Genomic DNA, 648 nt, shown 5'->3' on the forward strand with positions numbered 1-648 from the left:
GCCACCGGTGAGGATGGCGATGTCTTCCAGCATGGCCTTGCGGCGATCACCGAAGCCCGGCGCCTTGACGGCGGCGATCTTCAGGCCGCCACGCAGCTTGTTGACGACCAGCGTGGCCAGGGCCTCGCCTTCGACGTCTTCCGAGATGATGAGCAACGGCTTCGAGGTCTGCACGACGGCTTCGAGAACCGGCAGCATGGCCTGCAGGTTGGAGAGCTTCTTCTCGTGCAGGAGGATGTAGACGTCCTCGAGTTCGGCAACCATCTTGTCGGCGTTGGTGACGAAGTAGGGCGAGAGGTAGCCGCGGTCGAACTGCATGCCTTCGACGACTTCGAGTTCGGTCTCGGCGGTCTTGGCTTCCTCAACTGTGATGACGCCTTCGTTGCCGACCTTCTGCATCGCTTCCGCGATCATCTTGCCGACCGACTCGTCGCCATTGGCCGAGATCGTGCCGACCTGGGCGACTTCCTCGGAGGTCTTGATCTTCTTGGCAGCCTTGCCGAGCGCCGCGACGACTTCGGTCACGGCCAGATCGATGCCGCGTTTCAGGTCCATCGGGTTCATGCCGGCGGCAACCGCCTTGTGGCCTTCCTGGACGATCGACTGCGCCAGAACGGTCGCGGTCGTGGTGCCGTCGCCGGCGATGTC

1 protein-coding gene is annotated in these 648 nt (G+C 63.4%); it reads right to left on the reverse strand.

Annotated elements, in window-relative coordinates:
- Positions 1-648, reverse strand: a 648-nt coding sequence (groEL, locus tag ACFFNA_RS37565; RefSeq protein WP_378925158.1) for a chaperonin GroEL, incomplete at both ends; no start/stop codon positions are given.

The organism is Mesorhizobium kowhaii (assembly GCF_042431665.1).
Lineage (GTDB): Bacteria > Pseudomonadota > Alphaproteobacteria > Rhizobiales > Rhizobiaceae > Mesorhizobium > Mesorhizobium kowhaii.